The organism is Pseudomonas algeriensis (assembly GCF_048847255.1).
Classification (GTDB): domain Bacteria; phylum Pseudomonadota; class Gammaproteobacteria; order Pseudomonadales; family Pseudomonadaceae; genus Aquipseudomonas.
Map to the genome: position 1 here is coordinate 85355 of NZ_JBKKRK010000014.1, position 20793 is coordinate 106147.

Annotated in this window: 25 protein-coding genes; 13 read left to right on the top strand and 12 right to left on the bottom strand. The window is 60.8% G+C overall.

Annotation, left to right across the window (positions count from 1 at the left end):
- Window positions 1-12: 12 nt before the first annotated feature.
- From ACLK1G_RS19740 to ACLK1G_RS19755, 4 genes are all read right to left on the bottom strand, one after another.
- The gene (locus ACLK1G_RS19740; RefSeq protein WP_053149901.1) at window positions 13-204 is read right to left on the bottom strand and encodes a PLDc N-terminal domain-containing protein; all 192 of its coding nucleotides are present in this window, start codon (window positions 202-204) and stop codon (window positions 13-15) included.
- A gap of 71 nt (window positions 205-275) precedes the next feature.
- On the bottom strand, window positions 276-806 hold the full coding sequence (locus tag ACLK1G_RS19745; protein WP_420766955.1) for a hypothetical protein: 531 nt from the start codon (window positions 804-806) through the stop codon (window positions 276-278).
- 71 nt (window positions 807-877) lie between these two features.
- Complete coding sequence (locus tag ACLK1G_RS19750) at window positions 878-1396, bottom strand: ankyrin repeat domain-containing protein (RefSeq protein ID WP_420766956.1); 519 nt, start codon at window positions 1394-1396, stop codon at window positions 878-880.
- A 95-nt stretch (window positions 1397-1491) separates the two neighbouring features.
- Window positions 1492-3318, bottom strand: a complete 1827-nt coding sequence (locus tag ACLK1G_RS19755) for a long-chain-acyl-CoA synthetase (RefSeq protein WP_420766957.1) — start codon at window positions 3316-3318, stop codon at window positions 1492-1494.
- A 356-nt stretch (window positions 3319-3674) separates the two neighbouring features.
- Here ACLK1G_RS19755 and ACLK1G_RS19760 point away from each other — a divergent pair, with 356 nt between their 5' ends.
- Window positions 3675-3953, top strand: a complete 279-nt coding sequence (locus ACLK1G_RS19760) for a DUF3509 domain-containing protein (RefSeq protein ID WP_030142324.1) — start codon at window positions 3675-3677, stop codon at window positions 3951-3953.
- A gap of 63 nt (window positions 3954-4016) precedes the next feature.
- On the opposite strand, the gene mtnC is transcribed toward ACLK1G_RS19760, so the two are convergent.
- The 5 genes from mtnC to aroC are packed head-to-tail and all read right to left on the bottom strand — an operon-like array spanning window position 4017 to window position 8162.
- Window positions 4017-4706 carry an acireductone synthase gene (gene mtnC, locus ACLK1G_RS19765; protein WP_420766958.1) on the bottom strand — a complete coding sequence of 230 codons (690 nt, stop codon included), beginning with the start codon at window positions 4704-4706 and terminating at the stop codon, window positions 4017-4019.
- A 4-nt stretch (window positions 4707-4710) separates the two neighbouring features.
- A complete protein-coding gene (locus ACLK1G_RS19770) occupies window positions 4711-5256 on the bottom strand; it encodes a 1,2-dihydroxy-3-keto-5-methylthiopentene dioxygenase (RefSeq protein WP_420766959.1) in 546 nt (181 codons plus the stop codon).
- Between the two features lie 17 nt (window positions 5257-5273).
- Window positions 5274-5894: a methylthioribulose 1-phosphate dehydratase gene (locus tag ACLK1G_RS19775; RefSeq protein ID WP_420766960.1), complete on the bottom strand. Its 621-nt coding sequence runs from the start codon at window positions 5892-5894 to the stop codon at window positions 5274-5276.
- Window positions 5891-7036, bottom strand: a complete 1146-nt coding sequence (locus tag ACLK1G_RS19780; protein WP_420766998.1) for an MFS transporter — start codon at window positions 7034-7036, stop codon at window positions 5891-5893. The genes ACLK1G_RS19775 and ACLK1G_RS19780 overlap by 4 nt, the downstream gene beginning before the upstream one ends.
- A 34-nt stretch (window positions 7037-7070) precedes the next feature.
- Window positions 7071-8162, bottom strand: coding sequence for a chorismate synthase (gene aroC, locus ACLK1G_RS19785; protein WP_420766961.1), 1092 nt, complete (start codon window positions 8160-8162; stop codon window positions 7071-7073).
- Between the two features lie 129 nt (window positions 8163-8291).
- Here aroC and ACLK1G_RS19790 point away from each other — a divergent pair, with 129 nt between their 5' ends.
- Together ACLK1G_RS19790 and ACLK1G_RS19795 are read left to right on the top strand one after the other, a co-directional pair.
- Window positions 8292-9257, top strand: coding sequence for an alpha/beta hydrolase (locus ACLK1G_RS19790; RefSeq protein ID WP_420766962.1), 966 nt, complete (start codon window positions 8292-8294; stop codon window positions 9255-9257).
- Between the two features lie 110 nt (window positions 9258-9367).
- Window positions 9368-10165 carry a hypothetical protein gene (locus tag ACLK1G_RS19795; protein ID WP_420766963.1) on the top strand — a complete coding sequence of 266 codons (798 nt, stop codon included), beginning with the start codon at window positions 9368-9370 and terminating at the stop codon, window positions 10163-10165.
- Between the two features lie 85 nt (window positions 10166-10250).
- On the opposite strand, the gene prmB is transcribed toward ACLK1G_RS19795, so the two are convergent.
- Window positions 10251-11159: a 50S ribosomal protein L3 N(5)-glutamine methyltransferase gene (gene prmB, locus ACLK1G_RS19800; RefSeq protein ID WP_420766964.1), complete on the bottom strand. Its 909-nt coding sequence runs from the start codon at window positions 11157-11159 to the stop codon at window positions 10251-10253.
- Between the two features lie 253 nt (window positions 11160-11412).
- Here prmB and ACLK1G_RS19805 point away from each other — a divergent pair, with 253 nt between their 5' ends.
- The 5 genes from ACLK1G_RS19805 to ACLK1G_RS19825 all read left to right on the top strand — a co-directional run bounded on the left by ACLK1G_RS19805 (window position 11413) and on the right by ACLK1G_RS19825 (window position 14185).
- The gene (locus ACLK1G_RS19805; RefSeq protein ID WP_420766965.1) at window positions 11413-12003 is read left to right on the top strand and encodes a cysteine hydrolase family protein; all 591 of its coding nucleotides are present in this window, start codon (window positions 11413-11415) and stop codon (window positions 12001-12003) included.
- A 130-nt stretch (window positions 12004-12133) separates the two neighbouring features.
- The gene (locus tag ACLK1G_RS19810; protein WP_420766966.1) at window positions 12134-12454 is read left to right on the top strand and encodes a hypothetical protein; all 321 of its coding nucleotides are present in this window, start codon (window positions 12134-12136) and stop codon (window positions 12452-12454) included.
- A gap of 74 nt (window positions 12455-12528) precedes the next feature.
- Complete coding sequence (locus ACLK1G_RS19815; protein ID WP_045156639.1) at window positions 12529-13086, top strand: Smr/MutS family protein; 558 nt, start codon at window positions 12529-12531, stop codon at window positions 13084-13086.
- 78 nt (window positions 13087-13164) lie between these two features.
- Window positions 13165-13710, top strand: coding sequence for a GTP cyclohydrolase I FolE (gene folE / locus ACLK1G_RS19820; RefSeq protein WP_030142335.1), 546 nt, complete (start codon window positions 13165-13167; stop codon window positions 13708-13710).
- A gap of 103 nt (window positions 13711-13813) precedes the next feature.
- Window positions 13814-14185: a glutathione S-transferase N-terminal domain-containing protein gene (locus ACLK1G_RS19825; RefSeq protein WP_420766967.1), complete on the top strand. Its 372-nt coding sequence runs from the start codon at window positions 13814-13816 to the stop codon at window positions 14183-14185.
- Window positions 14186-14325: 140 nt separating this feature from the next.
- On the opposite strand, the gene ACLK1G_RS19830 is transcribed toward ACLK1G_RS19825, so the two are convergent.
- Complete coding sequence (locus ACLK1G_RS19830; protein WP_420766968.1) at window positions 14326-15492, bottom strand: aminotransferase-like domain-containing protein; 1167 nt, start codon at window positions 15490-15492, stop codon at window positions 14326-14328.
- Window positions 15493-15573: 81 nt separating this feature from the next.
- Here ACLK1G_RS19830 and ACLK1G_RS19835 point away from each other — a divergent pair, with 81 nt between their 5' ends.
- From ACLK1G_RS19835 to ACLK1G_RS19845, 3 genes are all read left to right on the top strand, one after another.
- Window positions 15574-16011 carry a MarR family winged helix-turn-helix transcriptional regulator gene (locus ACLK1G_RS19835; protein ID WP_420766969.1) on the top strand — a complete coding sequence of 146 codons (438 nt, stop codon included), beginning with the start codon at window positions 15574-15576 and terminating at the stop codon, window positions 16009-16011.
- 332 nt (window positions 16012-16343) lie between these two features.
- Entirely contained in the window at window positions 16344-17693 is a 1350-nt protein-coding gene (locus ACLK1G_RS19840; RefSeq protein WP_420766970.1) for an NCS2 family permease, read from the top strand.
- Between the two features lie 63 nt (window positions 17694-17756).
- Window positions 17757-18383, top strand: coding sequence for a LysE family translocator (locus tag ACLK1G_RS19845; protein ID WP_420766971.1), 627 nt, complete (start codon window positions 17757-17759; stop codon window positions 18381-18383).
- 184 nt (window positions 18384-18567) lie between these two features.
- Here ACLK1G_RS19845 and uraH read toward each other — a convergent pair whose 3' ends face one another.
- Window positions 18568-18921: a hydroxyisourate hydrolase gene (gene uraH / locus ACLK1G_RS19850; protein ID WP_420766972.1), complete on the bottom strand. Its 354-nt coding sequence runs from the start codon at window positions 18919-18921 to the stop codon at window positions 18568-18570.
- Between the two features lie 412 nt (window positions 18922-19333).
- Between uraH and puuE the strand changes: the two genes are divergently transcribed.
- Complete coding sequence (puuE, locus tag ACLK1G_RS19855; RefSeq protein ID WP_420766973.1) at window positions 19334-20260, top strand: allantoinase PuuE; 927 nt, start codon at window positions 19334-19336, stop codon at window positions 20258-20260.
- Window positions 20257-20772 carry a 2-oxo-4-hydroxy-4-carboxy-5-ureidoimidazoline decarboxylase gene (gene uraD / locus ACLK1G_RS19860; protein WP_420766974.1) on the top strand — a complete coding sequence of 172 codons (516 nt, stop codon included), beginning with the start codon at window positions 20257-20259 and terminating at the stop codon, window positions 20770-20772. The genes puuE and uraD overlap by 4 nt, the downstream gene beginning before the upstream one ends.
- The last annotated feature ends 21 nt before the right edge of the window (window positions 20773-20793 follow it).

A 20793-nucleotide genomic window follows, 5' to 3' on the forward strand; every position in this document is an offset into this window, starting at 1 on the left:
TTTATCGGGCGGTCAGACCCGCACGTTGCCACGCGGCCCGGCAATCGCCCAGATGATCAGGCCCAACACCGGCAGCAGTAGAATCAGCAGTACCCAAAGGACTTTCGCCCCGGTGCCCGCGCCACTCTTGAGTACGTTGATGATCGCCCAGATATCGAGCGCCAGGATAATCAGGCCAATCAGGCCGTTGAAAGTGGAACCCATGGTGTCGCTCCCGAATGGTGATATGCCCATTTAGGATAGCGGCCCCTGGGCAAGGGTTCCGTTTTATTGCTTCAGACGTGAACCGCGACCTTGAGCGCTTCCAAGGACGGTGCCGCGGCGATGCCCACCTCGGCGCACAACTCCAGCACGCGCGGCACGTCGTTGCCGTACACCAGCACCATCTGCAATTCATCGTCGAGCAACTGGCTGAAATTCATCAGCACGTAGCCACCGTTTTCCTTGTTCAGGCTGCTCATCTGGATCTGGATGCGGTTGAGTGCGGTCAGGGCTTCAGTCTTGGCCAGTTGCTTGGGCTTGAGGTTGAACGCGACGCCGGGGCCGAACGAGGCGACGATCTGCTCGAACAACTCGACGTAGGTATCCGCCTGGAACAACACGGTATCGGGCAAGCTGCCCACCACCACCCACTCGCCCAGCGCGATGGGGAAAGTGTCGTCGTAATTGATGTCCGGGTTGGCCGCCAGGAACGCCACCGGGTCGGCGTAGGCCTGGGCCGCCTCATCGGCAATCTTCTCGATGTCCGCCTCGCCCAGGCAGCCGGAGCTGATTTTGCTGATGAGTTCGATGAGTACGGCTTTCATGGGCGGATCCTGTGGCGATGTGTTTTTTTCGGGCGCGAAGGATAGCGCATCCCCCACTCCCTTTGGCGAGGTCAGCCCAACAACTTCTCCAATTGCGCCGTGGTGTCCACCGCGCCCATGGTCCTGGCCGCGTCCAGTGCCGAGACGCCGTTGGCATCCTTGGCCTTCGGGTCGGCGCCTTTGCCGATCAGGTAATCGACGATTTCGACTCGGTTGAACATCGCCGCCATCATCAATGCCGTGCGACCGTCGAACGAGGAACCTTCCACTTGCGCGCCACCGTCCACCAGGGCTGAAACCACCGCAAGGTCACCCTTGAACGCTGCACCGGCAATGGGACTCTGACCGTTGTCGTTGCGGATTTCCGGATCGGCCTTGTGTTCCAGCAAGACTTTTACCGTCTCGACATGCCCGTGGTACGCGGCCAGCATCAGCAAGGTATCGCCCTTGTGATTGCGCAAGTTCGGCGGCAAGCCCTTGCTCAGCAGCGCGGCCATCATCGCGGCGTCGCCCTGGCGGGCAACGTTGAAGACCTGCTCGGCAAATTCCGCTGCTTCTTCCGGGGTCATCTGGCGGCTTGTATCAGACATGGGAAAACTCCATCAGGCTCATCACAAAGCCGCTAGTTTCCCGAGGGACTCCGGGGCTGTCATCCCTTTTTTCTCTGCGATGCTCATAGCCAGAATCAATAGCGGTACTGTCCCCCTTGGATGCGCATCGCCAATTGCCGGTCCACGGGCACATAGGTCGAGGTCTCGGGCAGCCAGGCGTAGATCGGCTCATCGCCTGTCTGGCACGGGTCGAAAGCCTCGGTCTTGAGACGGGTTTTGCGGTATTTGAAGGTGCCGGTGGTGTCCATCTTCACCTTGATGCGCAAGAACAGCGGTACCGCGTAGGCGGGCAGTTTGCACTGGAGAAACCGCAGCAGTTCATTGAAGTCCAGGGTCGCCAGGGATTCGGCCGGTGTGATCGCGGCCATGCCGGCGCGACCATTGGTGCCGTTGATCTCGACGCCATAGGCCACCGCCTCGGCAATCTGCGGATGCTGCAGCAGCACGTTCTCGACTTCCGTGGTGGAGACGTTTTCGCCTTTCCAGCGGTAGGTGTCGCCGAGACGATCGACGAACTGCCCGTGGCCGAAACCGATGTTGCGCAGCAAATCACCGGTGTTGAAATAACGGTCGCCCGGGACGAAAACGTCCCGGTGGATGGTTTTCTCGGTCTTCGCCGGATCGGTATAGCCATCCAGCGGCGCCTTTTCGTCGATGCGCGCCAATAGCAGGCCCGGTTCGCCCTTGGGGACCTTTTGCATGCGGCCTTGCAGGTTGCGCAAGGGCGCGCCGCTGTCGTGATCGTATTGCACGAGCTCCCAGGCCATCAGTGAAAACCCGACCGTATTGTCGAAGTTCAGGATGTTGGTAAACCCGATGTTGCCGTCGCTGGCCGCGTAAAGTTCACAGATGTGGTCAACGCCGAAACGTGTCTTGAACGCCGCCCAGGCGCCAGGGCGCAGGCCATTGCCGATCATTTTCGTCACGCGGTGCTGCCGGTCCGTGATGCTGGCAGGCTGATCGACCAGGTAACGGCACAGCTCACCGACGTAACCCAGGGTCGTCGCTCGATACTTTCTCACGTCGCTCCAGAACTGGCTGGCGCTGAACTTGCGGCGGATCGCAAATCCCGAGGCACCGCAGATCGCCGCGCCCCAGCACACACATAACCCGGTGGCGTGATACAGCGGCAGCGTGCAATAGACGATGTCGTCGGGCTGCATGTCCAAGGCGATCAGGCCGAAACTGGTGGACGTGCGCATCCAGCGGCCGTGGCGGAACACCCCCGCCTTCGGTAGCCCCGTGGTGCCGGAGGTGTAGAGATAGAAACAGGGATCGTTGAAAAACACCTGCTGGCTGCTGGCCGGGTTGGCGCCGGGGAATTGCTGGCTTGTGCCCATCAGGTCGACAAATCCGGACGGCGCCGAGGAGGCATCCTGGTCCGCCACCCACCACGTTCGAGCATCAGGTAGCGCGGTTCGACCGCGCACATCGTTGAACACCGCGACCCGCTCATCCCCGACCACCACCGCAACAGGCGCGACCAATGCGAGGCTGTGGACCAGAGCATCCCCCGTTTGCGAGGTGTTGATCATCGCGCTGACCGCGCCGACTTTCGCCACCGCCAGCACCGTGATCAGCAATTGTGGACGGTTCTCGATGAAAATCGCTACGCAGTCGCCCTTCGCGACGCCTCGCGCCAACAAGTAATGGGCGATGCGATTGGCCTGCTCGTTGACCTGTGCATAACTCAGCACCGTATCGCCACACAGTAGCGCCGGGCCTTGGGGGTTGCGTAGCGTGGCTTGTTCGAAGCACCAGCCCAGGCCGCAGGGCTGCGCGGGGTCCTGGACGTTGGCGAGTTTCATGCCTTTGACAATGCGGGGAACAGCTCTGGCGATGGCGGGCAACTTGCGCAACATCATGCCCCAGGTAATAGCGTCGCTGGGTGTACGACTCATGGGTGATCCTTCCCCGGCCGACCTTATGGGTCGCGGTTCTTGTGTGGGGTTATGCGAAATCTGGATCGAAAGTACGCCAGCGATTCCAAGGCTGTACACGCGGTTTTTGCAATGTTTTGTATCCGCTGCATGGAACAGGCGAAGCGTGAGCGCGGGGACACGGTTTGGTTCCAAAAATAATTGTCGGACCACGCAAAATGCAGGATGCACGATGGCCGTTCATGCAACTTGCACGAAAGCAAAAATATAGATATTCATTAACCTATTGTTTTAAAAGGATTTTTTGACAAATCAAATACTGGCACAGACACTGCAACTACCTCTCCACGGTTTGCCATACCATGGAGCAATGAACGATGAACATGATTCAAGAGAAGTTTGCATCGCTGTTTTCCAACTACGAAGTCACTACCCAGGCACGCCCGGATGGCGGGATCCTGCTGACCTTGCGCAACAGCGACGGCAAACTGTTCAAACGCACGATTTCCTATGCGCAATTGCACGCCGGGGACCAGTTGTCCTGGGCCATCAGTGCCATTCGCCGCGATCTGGCTGAACAAGCCAGCGAATTGCCGCCTGTGGCGATGCTGCAAAGCCAGCATCGCTTCGCGCTACCGACCTACCACAGCGCCTGACACGCTGTGTTGGGATCAGGCCTGGAGCTTATGGCTCCAGGCCTGATTTTTTTTGTCCGCCGTTCAAGCGCCGAACCGGGACGGATCGATTCGAGCAAAACTTTCCACGGTTTCGTGCCCGGACAGGTCGCCCCCGTCACGCGCCAGGCCACACGTGGCCATCCCGGCGTCACGGGCCGCGTCCAGTTCTTGCACGATGTCCGACAGAAACAGGATTTCCCCCGACGCGACACCCACCGCCTCGCTGATCCGCTGGTAGGACTGCACGTCCCGCTTGGGCCCCGAGGTCGTGTCGAAATAACCGCTGAACAGCGACGACAAGTCACCGGCTTCGGAGCAACCGAAAATCAACTTTTGCGCCTGGATCGAGCCCGAGGAATACACAAACAACCGGTAGCCTTGCTGATGCCAATGTTTCAGCGCATCCACCGCATCCGGATAAACGTGACCTTTCAATTGCCCGGCCTCGTAGCCCTGCTCCCAGACCATGCCTTGCAACGCCTTGAGCGGCGTAGCCTTGCGGTCCTCGGCGATCCAGCCCAAGAGGATCGCGATAACCCGTTTGATATCAGCGTCCGGCTCGCCACTGTCCCGACGCACAGCGTCCAACTGTTGAGCAACGTCGGCGCGCCCGGCGTTGTGGCGGATAAAGTCCGGCAGGTGCTCGGCGGCATAGGGAAACAGCACGTCGAAGACAAAACTCACCGCGCTGGTGGTGCCCTCGATATCGGTGAGGATGGCTTTGATCGTCACGACGTCAGTCCTCCAGGCGCGGGAAGCGGCTGGCGATGTCATCGCCGGTGAACTTCGCGACCCAGCCTTGCGGGTTGTTGAACAGGCGAATGGCGACAAAATGCGGGTGCTCTCCCATGTCGAACCAGTGCGGGGTACCGGCGGGCACCGAGATCAGGTCGTTCTTCTCGCACAGGACCGCGTAGACGTAATCGTCGATGTGCAAGGTAAACAGGCCCCGACCGGCAACGAAAAATCGCACCTCGTCCTCGCCATGCCGGTGTTCATCAAGAAACTTGGCCCTCAGTTCGGCTTTCTGCGGATGGTCGCTGTTGAGGCTGATGACGTCGACCGTGACGTAGCCGCGCTCGGTCATCAATTGGTCGATCTGGGTCTTGTAGGCGGCGATCACTTCTTCCGGGCTGGCGCCGGGCTGGATTTTCGTCGCGGCTTCCCAACGGTCGAACCGCACGCCCTTTTCGGCCAGGGTCGAGGCGATGTCCTCGAAGTGGGTCAGTACCTTGTTCGGAATCTCTGGACTTGAGACGTGGTAGACGGACAGGCTGCTCATGGCAATGGCTCCAGCAATTATCGGTTCAGGAGTGCGCGGGTCTTGAGTTCGCACTCGAACAGGAATTCGAACGCTTCGATCTGGCGCAGCGCATCGCTCATGCCCGCCCCCCAGGTGTACAGGCCGTGGCCACGGATCAGGTAGCCGGCGCAATCGGGATGCGCGTCCAGCCAGGGTTGGACCTTGGCGGCCAGGCGCGCGATGTCCTGGTCGTTGTCGAAAATCGGCACGCGGACCCGGGACTCATGGGTCGTGACGCCGCTGAAGGCTTTTTGCAGTTCATAGTCTTCAAAGTCAAGGAACGCTTCGCCGGTCAGGCGCGACAGCACCGTGGCGTTTACCGAGTGGGTATGCAGCACCGCGCCGATCTGTGGGCGCCAGCGATACAGCTGGGTGTGCAGCAAGGTTTCAGCGGACGGTTTCTTGCCCGGCTCCAGGCTGTTGCCATCCAGGTCGGTGGCGAGCACATCGTCGATGCCCAACTGCCCTTTGTGCTTGCCCGACACGGTGAGCAAGGCTTGGTCGGGCGCTAAACGGGTCGAATAATTGCTGCTGGTGGCCGGGGACCAACCGCGACCGTACAAAAAACGCCCGGCGTCGATGATCTGCTGGGCGAGCTGTTCACGGGTAAGGCTCATGGCCTGTCCTCTTGCATGCGTGTGGCAATGATAACGGCTGCAGCGAAGGCTGCGAGGCTGGCGATGTTGAATGTCCAACCGGCGCCCATGCCATTCCAGCTATAGCCGGAGTACAACGCCCCCAGCGCTCCACCGGTGCCGGCCAGCGCGGCGTACAGCGCCTGGCCCTGACCTTGTTGGCGCGGGCCGAAACTACGTTGCACGAAATGGATGGCAGCGGCGTGAAAGCTGCCGAACGTCGCGGCGTGGAGCACCTGGGCAAACAACAATACCCAGAGGAATTCGGCCAGCGAGCCGAGCAGCAACCAGCGCAGCGCCGCCAACAGGAAACTGACCATCAGCACCCGACGCACGGAATACCGCGCCAGGATCCGGCTCATGAACAGGAACACCAACACTTCGGCCACGACGCCGACGGCCCAGAGCACGCCGATCAATCCACGGCTATAGCCCAGGCGCTCCAGGTGCAGCGTCAGGAAGGTGTAATACGGCCCGTGGCTCATTTGCATCAGGCCGACGCAGGCATAAAACGCCAGCACCCCTGGGTTGCGCAACTGCCGCAGGAATCCGTCCCCGGCCACCCGCGGCCCCTGCACCGGCTGAGCGTTGGGCACCCAGAAGCTGCTCAGCACGATGCCACCCATGATCAAGGCCAGGGCCACCGGATAAATGTCCAGGCTCAGCCATTGGAACAGGCGGCCGAGCACAACGACCGTGATGATGAACCCGATGGAGCCCCACAGGCGGATCTGGCTGTAGCGCGAGGCTTGTCCGCTCAAGTGAGCCAGGGTGATGACTTCGAACTGCGGCAGCACCGCGTGCCAGAAGAATGCATGCAGCGCCATGACCATCGCCAGCCAGGCATAGCTTTTGTCGATGAAGATCAGGGAGAAGCTCAGCAGCGTGCAGATCGCGCCGAACCGCACGATCGCCAGGCGCCGGCCCGTGTAGTCCCCCAGCCACCCCCAGAGATTCGGCGCCACGCAGCGCATCAGCATGGGGATCGCCACCAGTTCGCCGATGCGTGCCGCGTTGAACCCCAGGTGATCGAAGTACAGCGCCAGGAACGGCGCGGTGGAACCGAGCAACGCGAAATAGAACAGGTAGAAACTGGAAAGCCGCCAGTACGGCAACGCCGCCATGGTCGTCAGGCCACGGCGGTCGGCAGGCCAGCCATCAAAGCTGACCCAGCACCGGGGTGCCAACGTGAACGTCGGCATTCTGGCCGCGATGGCGCAACAGATGATCCATCAGCACGATGGCCATCATCGCTTCGGCGATCGGCGTGGCGCGGATGCCCACGCACGGATCATGGCGGCCCTTGGTGATGACGTCCACCGGGTTGCCATAGATATCGATGGAGCGCCCCGGCGTGGTGATGCTGGACGTCGGCTTCAAGGCCAGGTGCGCGACGATCGGCTGGCCCGACGAGATGCCGCCGAGAATCCCACCGGCGTTATTGCTCAGGAAACCTTGTGGCGTCAGTTCGTCACGGTGTTCGGTGCCGCGCTGGGCGACGCAGGCGAAACCGGCGCCGATTTCCACGCCCTTCACCGCGTTGATGCTCATCAGCGCGTGGGCCAGCTCGGCGTCGAGACGGTCAAAGATCGGCTCGCCAAGGCCAGGCATCACGCCTTCGGCGACCACGGTGATCTTCGCGCCAACCGAATTCTGGTCCCGGCGCAGCTGGTCCATGTAGGCCTCCAGTTCCGGCACCTTGTCCGGGTCGGGGCTGAAGAAGGCATTCTGTTCGACCGAGTCCCAGGTCTTGAACGGAATTTCGATCGGGCCCAGTTGGCTCATGTAGCCGCGGATGACGATGCCCTGGCTGGCCAGGTATTTCTTGGCGATCGCCCCGGCCGCCACGCGCATCGCGGTTTCCCGGGCCGAGCTGCGCCCGCCGCCGCGGTAGTCGCGCTCGCCGTATTTGTGGTGGTAGGTGTAGTCGGCGTGAGCCGGGCGGAACAGGTCCTTGATGGCCGAGTAGTCCTTGGACTTCTGGTCGGTGTTACGGATCAGCAGGCCAATGGCACAGCCGGTGGTGCGTCCCTCGAAGACGCCGGAAAGGATTTCTACCTCATCGGCTTCCTGGCGCTGGGTGGTGTGGCGGCTGGTGCCGGGCTTGCGGCGGTCCAGGTCACGCTGAAGGTCGTCCAGGGAAATCTCCAGGCCCGGCGGGCAGCCGTCGACAATGGCGACCAACGCCGGGCCATGGCTTTCGCCCGCGGTGGTGACGGTGAACAGCTTGCCGTAGGTATTGCCGGACATGCAGGGTGCTCCGAGAAATCGCTGAGAAATCGAGATGGGCGCCAGTATACGCAGGCTCCCCGAGTAGTTCATCCTCGAACCTTATCAGTGCCCGCCAGTCCAACCGGCACCTTCGCAACTCATGGCGTCATGATGTTAAAACTGTTTGTGTTGAGCCTTACCCTCTTCACGGGCCTGGTCTGCGGCGTCGCCCAGGCCACCGTCCTGCAACGTCCCATCAGCCTCGACACCGGCAACGGTGAACTTTTCGGCTCCCTGCTGCTGCCAAAGTCCGACACGCCGGTGCCCGTCGTCCTGATCATTTCTGGCTCAGGCCCTACGGATCGTGACGGAAACAACCCCGAAGGCGGGCGCAATGACAGCCTCAAGCGCCTGGCCTGGGTGTTGGCCCGGCAGAACATCGCCAGCGTGCGCTACGACAAGCGCGGGGTGGCCGCCAGCCTCGCCGCCACACCGGACGAACGCAACCTGAGCGTCGAAGCCTACGTAGCCGACGCCGTGGCCTGGAGCCACAAGCTTGCCGCCGATCCTCGCCTGGGCCCACTGATCCTGCTGGGCCACAGCGAAGGGGCGCTGATCGCCAGCCTCGCCGCGCCCCAGGCCAACGCGGCGGCGGTCATCTCGGTGGCCGGCAGCGCGCGCCCCATCGACGAGGTCTTGCGCCAGCAACTCAGCGCCCGCCTGCCACCGCCGCTGATGCTGCGCAGCAACGAGTTGCTCGACAGCCTCAAGGCCGGCCGTCCCGACCCGAATGTTCCTGCGCAACTGCAGGTCATCTTTCGCCCCAGCGTGCAGCCTTACTTGATCTCGCTGTTCCGCCAGGATCCGGCCCAGGCCTTCGCAGCCCTGAAAATGCCGGCGCTGATCATCCAGGGCAGCCACGATATCCAGGTCAGCGTCGAAGATGCCCGGCAATTGAAAGTGGCCAAGCCCGACGCCGAACTGGCGCTGATCAAGGGCATGAACCATGTGATGCGCATCGTGCCCAACGACGTCAAGCGGCAACTGGCCTCCTACAAGGATCCGAACCTGCCCTTGGCGGCGGAGCTCAGTGCCCACATCCTGAGTTTTATTGGCACGTTGGCCCCCCGTTAAGCGCGTTTGGTGGCCCATAGCCCTCTAGTCTTGGCAAATCCGGCCGATAAACCGGTGTCGGACAGCGCAATGGCTGCCGACAAGCCGGCCTGGACAGGACTTTTGCCGTTATGACTGAGACTCAGACTTCTCCCGACATCGCCGCCGAAGCGGCCGCGCCAGCAGGCCCATCGGCGCCCGAGCTGCCTTGGACGGACGTTGAGGCCGAACATCACAAGATGCTTCGGCTGGCCCCGCTCAAGACCGATCGCGCCACCGGTGCGCGGCCGCTGCGGTTTGTCGAGTTCAGCTATGCCGAGCGCCATAGCAAGGAACGCAGCTTGCTGCGCATGAGCATTCAGTTGCCCGGCCAGCGAGTGCGCAAGGAACAGAATCACCTTGACGTGTGGGCCGACCACGTCGAGAAACGCCTGTTCTTCTCGCCCGACAGCTTGCAAGTCGAGCCCTTGAACCGGGGCATTGGCCGCTTCCTCGCCGCCCAAGGCATCACTTGGGCCAAGAAGCGTTGGTCGACCTATCGGGTTGACGGCACTGACCTGAACAATAAGGACGCGCTGAACGAAGACACCCGCTTGCGTCGTGATCACTTCCTCAAAGCCCACGGCTTCGAAGTGGTCTACGCCGATGCCCAACACCTCAAGGGCAGCGTCAAGCAAGCCCAGGTTGGCGAGCTGCTGGGCGACTGGAACACCGAGAAGCTGCAGTTCGTCGAGATTCTCGAAGCCGCGCAGATGTTGCAACAGGCCGAGCAGAATCTGGCGGAGCAGGAAGTCAAGCTGCAGAAGCAGGAAGAGAAGGTCAATAAGTTCAAGCGTGAAGACACGGGCCTGCGCTTCACCATCACCTGCCTGGTGGCGTTTGCGATGTTCCAGGCCGGGTTGCTGATCTGGATTGCTACGCGGCATTGATGGCTGCTCAGAAGTGTCTGACGCAACTCCCGTGGCGAGGGGATTTATCCCCTCGCCACGAACGCGGTCGCCAACACAGCCAGCGTCAAACCCGCGAAGCGAACAACGCCTGGTGCTCACGGCACTGCTCGGCGCTGAGCATGAACACGCCGTGCCCACCGCGCTCGAACTCCAGCCAGGCGAAGTCGACTTCTGGATAAAGCGCCTCGACATGAACCTGGCTGTTGCCCACTTCGACGATCAACAATCCTTTGTCCGTCAGATGATCGGCCGCCTCGGCGAGCATCCGGCGTACCAGGTTCAATCCGTCGTCGCCACAGGCCAGGCCCAGCTCAGGCTCGTGCTGGTATTCCTGGGGCATGTCGGCGAAATCTTCCGCGTCGACGTAGGGCGGGTTCGACACGATCAGGTCGAAACGTTGCCCAGGAAGCCCATCGAAACCATCGCCCTGGACGGTAAACACCCGTTCGTCCACACCGTGGCGCTCGATGTTCTGGTTGGCGACTTCCAGCGCTTCGAACGACAGGTCGGCCAACACCACCTCGGCCTCGGGGAACTCGTAGGCGCAGGCAATCCCGATGCAACCGGAGCCGGTACACAAGTCGAGGATTCGCGCGGGCTCCTGGCCCAGCCAAGGCTCGAAGCGTTTTTCGATCAACTCGCCGATGGGCGAACGCGGAATCAGCACGCGTTCGTCGACGATGAACGACATGCCGCAGAACCAGGCCTCGCCTAACAGGTAAGCGGCCGGAATGCGCTCAGCGATACGTCGGCGCAGCAGACGCTGCACATGCACCAACTCCTCGTCTTCTAGACGGCAGTCCAGGTAGCTGTCGGCAATTTCCCAGGGCAGGTGCAACGCGCCCAGGACTAGCTGGCGCGCTTCGTCCCAGGCGTTGTCGGTGCCATGGCCAAAGAACAGATCCTCCCCATGGAAACGGCTGACGGCCCAACGGATATGGTCGCGCAGGGTACGAAGGCGGGAAGTGATCACGGCGGCAAACTCCAGGAAAATCGACGGGCGAGTCTACCAGCCAAACGCATGCCTACCCAAACGCGCTCCAAGGACGACAGTAAATATCGCTGCAATCGTAGGATCCTTCCGTTTTCCGTCAACCCTATTGAACAAGATGTCTATCTTGACAAGGCTGTAGGCCAGCAACGACGGTGCTTGTGATGGAAGCGATTCACAGAACCGCTCCGCCAGAGGACAATGTCGCAAAAGCCCCACTCCAAGGAGCCCCAGAATGTCCGTTCCAAAAACGATGTTTCAACTCAGCGGCCGCGGTTACGCAGCGGCCAACCTGAGTCAAGCGACCCTGATCATCATCGATGCCCAGAAAGAATACCTCGCCGGCCCCCTCGCCCTGAGCGGCATGGATGCGGCGGTCGCGAACATCAAGCAATTGCTCGGCGCTGCCCGCGCCGCCGGCCGGCCGATCGTACATGTGCGCCACCTGGGCACCCATGGCGGGCTGTTCGATCCACAGGGCGAGCGCGGCGAATTCATTCCGGGCCTTGAACCCCAGGGCGACGAAACCGTGATCGAAAAACTGCTGCCGAGCGCTTTCCACGGCACTGACCTGAAGAAGCGCCTGGAGGACCTCGGTCCCCTGGACCTGATCGTCTGTGGTTTCATGAGCCACTCCAGCGTCAGCACCACGGTGCGGGCAGCCAAGAACCTGGGCTTTCGTTGCACCCTGGTCGAGGACGCCTGCGCCACTCGTGATCTGCCGCACAAGGGCGGCGTACTCAGCGCCGACCACGTGCACCAGACCGAAATGGCGATCATGGCAGACAACTTCGCCACGCTGGCCTTGACCCACGATTTCACCTGATAGCGCTCGATGAGCGGCCTGCTGCGCCGCTCATCCGCAAAAGCCTCTCATTTGCTTCAATTACTGGAGTATCAGGAACAACCCGAACATCTTCCGGTCGAAGGGCCGATACCCATTGAGGAAGGTCGGAATGAAGATATCCGATGGTTTTGACGCACGTCGCTTGCGGCCCAAGGGCCCGAGCAACTGGCGATTTCGTATCGGCGCGGGGATCGCGGCCCTGCTGGCGACGCTCGGCGTGCTACTGGCGATGGCTGGCGCCGCAAGCCTGCTTGGCCGCCCGCCCGCACTGGGCGAGCTGAACGCCACACCGCTGGGTTCGGCGGTCATCCTGGCAATCGGACTGCTGGTACTGCTGTTGGGCATCTGGCTCTGGCGGCGCTGCCGCCGTCGCGCCCGCCAATCCCTGGAGCTGGCCATGGCTCCGCATCTGATGAAAAAACACGACTGATCCGCCATCCGACGTTTTGTCGCGCCCTAATCCCCGGGAGTTGGGTAAACTGGCCGGCCTTCGCGGAGGCTGACATGCAAGACGACGACTTTTCCCTGTTCAAAAGTGCGATCCAGGGCGTAAAACCAATCAAACACGATCGCGCCGAAACGGGCAAACCCAAGGCCGATCGCGCACAGATCGCCAAGCTGCGCCAGGCCGCCACCGTGCGCACCGACGCGACAACCGTGGATGGCTTGTCCGATCAGTTCGTCATCGACGTCGGCCCCGAAGATGAATTGATGTGGGCGCGCGACGGCGTTCAGGAAAGCCAGATGCGCAAGCTGAAGGTAGGCCAGATCCCCTTCGAAGGCAGCCTCGACCTGCACGGCATGACCGTCGAAAAAGCCCGGGAGACCCTCTGGGCCTTCCTGGCCGAAGCCACCAGATTCGAAATCCGCTGCGTACGCGTCACCCACGGCAAAGCCGTGCGGCTGGACGGCAAGCGCCCCATGATCAAGAGCCACGTCAACACCTGGCTGCGCCAGCACCCGCAAGTGCTCGGCTTCACCTCCTGCCAGGCGAAGCACGGCGGCGCCGGTGCGGTCTACGTGATGCTCAAGCGCACCATGATGGAAGGCCGCGACGAGTAACCGCTCGATTGCCGAGCTTGCAGCGCCGTGTCCGCCACCGTACCCTTGCCCTTTGCGTAAAATCCCACAGGTAGTTTCATGTCTCTGGAACAGAATTACACCGCGATTCTCGGCCAATTGGGCGAGGACGTTTCCCGCGAGGGCCTGCTCGACACGCCCAAGCGCGCTGCCAAGGCCATGCAGTACCTTTGCCGCGGTTATGAACAGACCCTGGAAGAAGTCACCAACGGTGCCTTGTTCAGCTCCGACAACAGCGAGATGGTGCTGGTCAAGGACATCGAGTTGTACTCGCTGTGCGAACACCATTTGCTTCCGTTTATCGGCAAGGCCCATGTGGCCTACATCCCGAGCGGCAAGGTATTGGGCCTGTCGAAGGTCGCGCGCATCGTCGATATGTACGCCCGTCGCCTGCAGATCCAGGAAAACCTCAGTCGCCAGATCGCCGATGCGGTCCAGCAGGTGACCGGTGCCCTGGGCGTGGCGGTGGTGATCGAGGCCAAGCACATGTGCATGATGATGCGCGGTGTGGAAAAGCAGAACTCGTCGATGATCACTTCAGTGATGCTGGGCGAATTCCGCGAAAATGCGGCGACCCGCATGGAATTCCTAAGCCTGATCAAATAAAAACGTCGCTCGAAGAAAACCGGCATTGATCGCCGGTTTTTTTTCGCCTGCGAAAAATCAGGTAAGCTGCGCGCCCTCTTCTTCCCTGCCGTGAGGCTATAACGTGATCGTCAAAGCGCTTCGAGTTGGCCTGGGCCAGCTCATCATCCTTATCGATTTCATCACCCGCCCCGGCAAGAAACAGCGCCCGGCCGACGCCCAGGCGCAAGTCGACCAGGCCGCTCGCAGCCTGACCCTGTATCAATTTCATGCCTGCCCCTTCTGCGTGAAGACTCGCCGGACCCTGCGTCGCCTGAACGTACCGGTGGCCTTGCACGATGCCAAGAACAACGAGCAGGATCGCCAGACGCTGCTGGAACAGGGCGGCAGGATCAAGGTGCCGTGCCTGCGCATTGAAGAAAATGGCGAGACCACCTGGATGTATGAATCCAAGGTGATCATTGATTATCTGGATAAGCGGTTTTCGGCGGTCTGATTGTTTTGTGGTGAGCTTCAAGGCCTCATCGCGAGCAAGCTCGCTCTCACAGGAGGCTGGTGCTGATTACAAATCTGCAATCATGCACGGTCCCCTGTGGGAGCTTGCTCGCGATGGGGTCGGCCCATCCACTGGATATCTCAGGCTGCCCTGACCGCCAACGCCCCCCGTACCACCCCCGCCAACCGCTTCAACCCTTCATCCAGTCGCGCCGGATCGATGTGGCTGAAGTTCAAGCGCAAGTGGCCAGGATGCTTGTCTGGCTCAGGGAAAAACGGTTCCCCTGGCATGAACGCCACGTCAGCCGCCAACGCTGCGGCGAGCAAGGTGCGGGTGTCCAGCGGTTGCTTGAGCGTCAGCCAGAAAAATAGCCCACCCTGGGGCGTGTTCCAATCGGCGATGTCGGCAAAGTGCCTTTGCAATGCAGCCTCGAAGCGGTCGCGCCGATCCCGATAGAAATCCCTCAACTCCTGCATATGGCGGCGATATTGCTCCGTGCCAATCCACTGCAGCGCCTGCCACTGGCCGATGCGATTGGTGTGCAGGTCCGCCGACTGCTTGAGCCGCAGCAGGTGCGGGAACAGGTCCGGACTGGCGATCAGGTAACCCACGCGCAGCCCCGGCAGCAGGGTTTTCGACACGGTGCCGGTGTAGATCCAGCTGGCCGTTTTCAAGCGACTGGCGATTGGCGTGGCGCTGCCACCGTCGAAGGTCAGTTCGCGATAGGGTTCGTCTTCGACCAGGGTCACGCCGAATTCATCCAGCAGCGCCGCCACGGCATCGCGCTTGGCCTCGCTGTAGCGTACCGCCGATGGATTCTGGAACGTCGGGATCAGGTAGATGAACGCCGGGCGATGCCGCTCCAGGCGCGCCCGCAGTTGCTCCAGGTCCGGGCCGTCCGCCTCAAGGGGAACAGTGATGCAGTCGGCGCCGAACAGTTGGAAGATCTGCAAGGCCGCCAGGTAGGTAGGTGCCTCGAGCATCACCTCGGTGCCGACGTCGATGTACAACTTCGCCGTCAGGTCGAGGGTTTGCTGGGAACCGCTGACCACCAAAACCTGGCTCGCCTCACAAGCCAGCCCTAACGACCGCGCCTGCGCCGCCAACGCTTCGCGCAGGGCCGGCTCACCTTCGCTCATGCCGTATTGCCCCATGGACAACGGCATCGCCGCCCACTCCACTTTTGGCAACATGGCTTCGGCCGGCAGGCCACCGGCGAACGACATCACTTCCGGGCGCTGCGCCGCGGCGAGGATTTCGCGGATAAGAGAACTTTTGAGGCGCGAGACACGTTCGGAAAAAGCCATGGGGTCACCTGTAGCGAAGCGTTGGAAATATAAGTCAAACTGCTTGACTGAAATTACCCCGCTCTTTCTGGAAACGTCAATATGCTTGACCTTAAAAACCCCACCTCCCAGCAAATGGCCATGGAAGCATTCTTCTTTGGTTATCAGGCTTTCACCGCCAAGGCCGATGAAATGCTCGAACGCCGGGGCTTAAGCCGAGTGCATCAGCGCATCGTCTTTTTCATCGCCCGTTACCCATCCTTGAGCGTCAAGGAGTTGCTGGCGCTGCTGGGCGTGACCAAACAGGCATTGAACATGCCATTGCGGCAATTGATGGAAATGCATCTGGTCAACAGCGTCGCGTCCGAGGCCGACAAGCGCAAACGATTGTTGGAGCTGACCGCCGAGGGCCAGCGATTCGAACAGGCGCTGCGCCGCGAACAAGTGAAATTGCTGGAGCGGGTGTTTGCCGAGGCCGGGGAAGCGGCGGTGGATGGCTGGCTGGCGGTGAACCTGGCCTTGGGTAAATCTGGCGAGTGAAAGCGTTTGATCCAACGCTATCGCGAGCAAACTCGCTCTCATAGCGTTCAGCGGTGACCACAAATCTCGCATTCATCACAGCCCACTGTGGGAGCGAGCTCGCTCGCGATAGCGTCCGCACAAGGGATATATCCCTATCGCTCGAAATTTCGTCAACAAAACAGAAAACATTATTTGCTTTATTTGTATACAAAAGCATAATTCGCTTCGTGCGAGTTCCTGACCAACAAGTCAACTACTACGCCAGCCTTACCTGCCTCAATGCCTCGCCGCCACCCCCAGGGGGCGTGCGGTGCCGGAAATAACAATAAAACTCTTGAGGAGTACTCGCTGTGGAAAGCCGCAAACCCGAAGCCCAGACCTTGGATCTTTCGCCGCCATCACGCAGTGGCTGGCTGGAGCGCATCTTCAAACTCAGCTTGCATGGCACCACGGTGAAGACCGAGTTGATTGCCGGCTTGACGACTTTCATCACCATGGCCTACATCATTTTCGTCAACCCCAACATCATGGCCGACGCGGGCATCGATCATGGCGCCGCGTTCGTCGCCACCTGCATTGCCGCCGCCCTGGGTTGCCTGCTGATGGGCCTCTACGCGAACTGGCCGGTGGGCCTTGCGCCGGGCATGGGATTAAACGCCTTTTTCACTTACACCGTGGTCGGCACCATGGGCTACAACTGGGAAACCGCCTTGGGCGCGGTGTTTATTTCCGGCGTGCTGTTCATGTTCCTGACCTTGTCACGGGTGCGTGAATGGCTGCTCAACAGTATCCCGGTGAGCCTGCGCTACGCGATGGGCGCGGGGGTCGGGCTGTTTCTCGGGCTGATCGGCCTGAAGACCGCCGGCATCATCGTCGACAGCCCCGCCACGCTGATCAAGCTGGGCTCGCTGCATGAACCGGGACCGCTGCTGGCTGCCGTATGCTTCCTGATGATTGCCGTGCTGAGCTACCACCGCGTGTTCGGCGCGATCCTCATCAGCATCATCGCCGTGACCCTGGCCGGTTGGGGCCTGGGGCTGGTGCAATACAACGGCGTGATGTCCACGCCGCCCAGCCTGGCACCGACCTGGATGGCCATGGACGTGGCCGGTGTATTCAACGTCAGCATGATCAGCGTGGTGCTGGCTTTCCTGTTCGTACATATGTTCGATACCGCCGGGACGCTGATGGGCGTGGCCCAGCGCGCCGGCCTGGTGAAACCGGATGGCAAGATCGAAAACCTGTCCAAGGCGTTGAAGGCGGACAGCGCTTCCAGCGTGTTCGGCGCCATGGTCGGCGTGCCGCCCGTGACCAGCTACGTGGAAAGCGCCGCCGGAGTCGCGGCCGGTGGCCGCACGGGGCTTACCGCAGTCACGGTCGGTGTGCTGTTCATCGCCGCCATGTTCTTCGCGCCGCTGGCCGGGATGATCCCTGCTTATGCGACAGCCGGCGCCCTGATCTATGTCGCCATGCTGATGATGGGTGGCATGGCCCATATCGAATGGGACGAAGCGACCGACAGCATTCCAGCGATCGTCACCGCCATCATGATGCCTCTGACGTTCTCGGTCGCCGATGGCATCGCGCTCGGCTTCATCACTTACGTCGTGCTCAAGGCTGGCACCGGTAAACACAAGGAAATATCCGTCAGTCTCTGGGTGCTTTGTGCGATCTTTATCGCCAAGTTCATCTTCTTGTAAGCGGCACGAGCCTTACCCGCCTCACCCTGTCGGGTGGGGCTTTTGTACGTCAGGAGCAAAGCAATGAATCTGGAAACCTGGTTGTTGTTCAGTGGTGCCGCGTTGGTGGTAATCCTTATCCCCGGCCCGTTATCGTTACTGATGATCAGCAACAGCCTGAACTACGGCTTGCGCCGTTCCTACCCGGCTTTCCTTGGTGGAGTGGTGGCATCGATCTGCTTGTTGAGTGCGTCGGCGCTGGGGCTCGGTGCCCTGTTGCTGGCGTCGGAGCAGTTGTTCAGCGCCTTGAAAATCGTCGGCGCGCTGTACCTGTTCTACCTCGCCTGGCAGAGCTGGCAGCAATCGCGCCAGCCTTCCCAAGGTGCCGAGGTACCGCAAGCCGCCCCCATTCCGCGTTTCCGCGCGCTGTTCGGCCGTGCGTTCGTACTCGGCGCGAGCAACCCGAAGGACATCCTTTTCTTCGCGGCATTCCTGCCGCAATTCCTGAGTGCCGAGCAGCCGTTCTTGCCGCAACTGCTGGTGATGATCGCCACTTGGACCGTGCTCGACCTGCTCTGCAAGCTGGCGTATGGCCTCGGTGCCCATGGCGCTGCTCGCTATCTGCGCACGGGCAAAGGCCAGAGCTGGTTCAACCGGGTCAGCGCCGGGTTGTTCAGCGGGGCCGGGGCGGCTTCCTTGCTGAGCCGCTGAGAAAAAATCTTCACGAGCAGGCTCGCTCCCACAGTTGAAACGCATCCGATTGTGGAAGCGAGCTTGCTCGCGATAAGGCCCTCGCCTATTTGATAGGCGAAAAAAAGCCCGCAGTGTGAGCGGGCTAAAAACCAAAGAAGCTCTATGCGCAGTCGCTTCCAGGGCAAGGCAGCTGCTTGGGGGCTCAGCTGCCTCGATAGGTTGAATAGGCGTAGGGCGAAATCAGCAACGGCACATGGTAATGCTCCTGCTCTTGCGAAATGCCAAAGCGCAGCACCACCACATCCAGGAACGCCGGCTCGGACAGTTGCACGCCACGGGCGCGGTAGTAATCGCCGGCGTGGAATTGGATCTGGTAGACCCCGCTGCGGTAGTCGTCTCCTTGCAGCAGTGGTGCGTCACAACGGCCATCGCTGTTGGTCACTGCACTGGCAACCCGTTGCAGTTCGGAACCTTCGACGCGATACAGTTCGATCTTGATCGCGCTGCCTGGACAGCCGTGTGCGGCATCTAAAACGTGTGTAGTCAGACGTCCCATCGATTGTGCGTGCCCGGATGCGGAACAGCCAGGCACGGCGCCTCCTGAGTCAGTTGAAAGACAAGCCGCACCATTTCGAAGCACGAGAGATCACGGCAGTGAGCGAATTAAGACACTTTAAAGCTGAATTGTACACAATAAAAAACAGATATCTGCTTCACTTCGCCAACCACGGCAATCGTCATTTGTTTTTACCCCAACCCCGGGCATATAAGGGCTTATGCAACATTAGCTGACTGGGTAGGCAAGTTTCTTGCAGCGCCGATACGGCAACGTTGGCGGTAAAAAATGCAAAAAACAGGCTTACAAGTCGAAGACAAAGTTGTATACAATCAGTCCATCGTCGTGACGCCAGCCCGATATCCATCGCCAGGGCGCCACCTACATGGTTCGAACAAGAAGGAAGACTGCAGTGAGCGCTGACTACCCACGCGACCTGATCGGTTACGGCAGTAACCCTCCCCATCCCCAATGGCCGGGCAATGCCCGCATCGCCCTCTCCTTCGTACTCAACTATGAGGAAGGTGGCGAGCGCAACGTGTTGCATGGCGACAAGGAGTCCGAAGCGTTCCTCTCGGAGATGGTCGCGGCGCAACCGCTGCAGGGCGAGCGCAACATGAGCATGGAGTCGCTGTACGAGTATGGCAGCCGCGCAGGGGTCTGGCGGATCCTCAAGCTGTTCAAGGAGTTCGATATACCACTGACCATCTTCGCCGTGGCCATGGCTGCCCAGCGCCATCCGGACGTGATTCGCGCCATGGTCGCCGCCGGCCACGAAATCTGCAGCCATGGCTATCGCTGGATTGATTACCAATATATGGACGAGGCCCAGGAACGCGAGCACATGCTCGAAGCGATCCGCATCCTCACCGAAATCACTGGCGAGCGTCCGCTGGGCTGGTACACCGGCCGCACCGGCCCGAACACCCGTCGCCTGGTGATGGAAGAAGGCGGCTTCCTCTACGACAGCGACACCTACGACGACGACCTGCCCTACTGGGAGCCAAACAACCCCACCGGCAAGGCGCACCTGGTCATCCCTTACACCCTGGACACCAATGACATGCGCTTCACCCAAGTGCAGGGTTTCAACAAGGGCGACGATTTCTTCCAGTACCTCAAGGACGCTTTCGACGTGTTGTATGCCGAAGGCGCCGAAGCGCCGAAGATGCTTTCCATCGGCCTGCATTGCCGCCTGATCGGCCGCCCCGCGCGCCTGGCCTCCCTCAAGCGTTTCCTCGAATACGTCAAGGGTCATGAGCAGGTGTGGTTCAGTCGCCGCGTCGACATCGCTCGCCATTGGCAGCAGACCCATCCGTATCAGGGAGCGTCCAAATGACCGCTTTCCAAACCCTCAAGCCTTCCACCTTGAGCCGCGAAGCGTTCGTCAAAGCCTTCGCTGACATTTACGAACATTCGCCATGGGTGGCCGAAAAGGCCTTCGACCTGGGGCAGGACCCTTCGATCGACGAGATCGAGACCCTGCACCAGCGCATGAGCGACATCCTGTTGAGTGCCGATCACGCCAGCCAACTGGCCCTGATCAACGCTCACCCGGACCTGGCCGGCAAAGCCGCCGTCCAGGGACAACTGACCGAAGCCAGCACCAACGAACAGGCTGGCGCCGGTATCCACCAATGCACGGCCGAAGAGTTCCAGCGCTTCACCGAGCTGAACGAGGCCTATAAAGCCAAGTTCAAGTTTCCCTTCATCATGGCGGTAAAAGGCAGCAACCGGCACCAGATCCTCGCCGCGTTCGAGACGCGCATCCACCACTCGGCAGACGCCGAATTCAAATGCGCGCTGGCAGAGATCAACAAGATCGCGTTGTTCCGATTACTGACCCTTTAGCGAGCGGCTCCTGAAGACAGG